Origin of the sequence: Streptomyces sp. NPDC046876 (assembly GCF_040645035.1) — a bacterium.
In the GTDB taxonomy this organism is placed as follows: Bacteria; Actinomycetota; Actinomycetes; order Streptomycetales; family Streptomycetaceae; genus Streptomyces.
Window position 1 is genome coordinate 1 of record NZ_JBEYXK010000231.1, and the last position, 1624, is coordinate 1624.

General features: G+C 66.6%; 2 protein-coding genes. Both read left to right on the top strand.

Annotated elements, in window-relative coordinates:
* Window positions 1-771, top strand: a 771-nt coding sequence (locus ABZ924_RS38640; RefSeq protein WP_361920427.1) for a condensation domain-containing protein, incomplete at its 5' end; no start/stop codon positions are given.
* Between the two features lie 14 nt (window positions 772-785).
* The coding region (locus ABZ924_RS38645) for a condensation domain-containing protein (protein ID WP_361920429.1) at window positions 786-1624 on the top strand (839 nt) is incomplete at its 3' end.

The window sequence follows — 1624 nt, forward strand, 5'->3', positions numbered from 1 at the left end:
ACGGCACCCCTGCTCACGACCCTGCCCGCCCTGTACTCCTGCGGCGTCAACGACGTACTCCTCACCGGCCTCGCCCTCGCCTTCACACAATGGCGTCAGAGCAAAGGACTGCGAGAACACGAGTCGCTCCTGGTGGATTTGGAAGGGCACGGCCGCCAGGAGATCACCCCGGGCATCGACCTCTCCCGGACCGTGGGCTGGTTCACCAGCATCCACCCGGCCCGGCTGGATCTCGGCACGGTCACCACTGGCGCCTGGTCGCTGGACGGTGCTGTCGCCGGTGAGGCACTCAAGCACGTCAAGGAGCAGCTGAGGGCCGTGCCCGACACGGGCATCGGCTACGGCCCGCTCCGCCATCTCAACCCGGACACGGCACAGCGGTTGGCAGCTCTGCCGCGGCCTCAGATGGCGTTCAACTACCTGGGGCGCTTCCCGGCACCCCAGGACGCAGACTGGGCCATGACCGTGGAGAACGCCGCGATCGAAGGTGCCGGTGACGGACGAATGCCGCTGCACCACGCCCTGGAAGTCAACGCGGTCACCCATGACCACGCGGACGGGCCGCAGTTGACGATCACCTGCACCTGGGCCGGGAAACTGCTGACCGAGCAGGACGTCCGAGACCTGGGCGACGCCTGGATCGCCGCCCTGACCACCCTGGGCGAGCACGCGCGGGACCCGCACGCCGGCGGACGCACCCCCTCCGACATGCCCTTGCTGGAGTTGAGTCAGAGCGAAATTGATGAATTCGAAGACGAGCTGAGCCTTTGAGTATGGAGACGCCCGTGAGCAAGTCACGACTGGAAAGCATTCTTCCACTCTCTCCGTTGCAGGAGGGACTTCTGTTCCACGCCTTGTACGACGAACAGTCTCCGGACGTCTATGTCGTGCAATTGACTCTGGAATTCGAAGGGAACCTGGACTCCGAGCGGCTGCACACTGCTGCGGACGCGGTGCTGAATCGGCACGCCAATCTCCGCGCCGGGTTCCGTCAGCGCCGTCAGCAGGAAGGTCAACCGGTTCAGCTGATCGCGGCGAACGTGAAGACGCCGTGGCGGCTCGTCGATCTGCGCGACCACGAGGTGGGAGAGCAGACCGCAGTTCTCGAACGGGCCGTGGCGGAGGAAAAGGCCCGCCGTTTCGACATGGCGCGCCCGCCCCTGATCCGTTTCACCCTGTTCCGGCTGGCGGAGGACCGGTTCGTCCTGCTTTTGACGGCGCACCACATCCTCCTCGATGGCTGGTCCATGCCCCTTCTGATGCACGAGCTGTTCGAGCTGTACTGCAGTGGTGGTGACGATGCGGTTCTGCCGCGCGTGGCCCCCTATCGGGACTACCTGTCGTGGCTGGCGGCCAGGGACCGGGAGACGGGCAAGGCCGCGTGGGCCGAGGCCCTGTCCGGCCTGGAGGAACCGTGCCACCTCGCGTCCGCCGGAACGGCTGAGGGAGTGGCCCGTCCCGAGCAGATCACGCACATGGTCTCGGCGGAGCTGACCGGGGCCTTGCAGGAGCTGGCCCGCAGTCGCGGTCTGACGATGAACACGCTGGTGCAGGGCGCCTGGGGGGTATTGCTCGGTGCACTGACGGGCCGTGACGACGTCGTGTTCGGCACGACCGTCTCCGG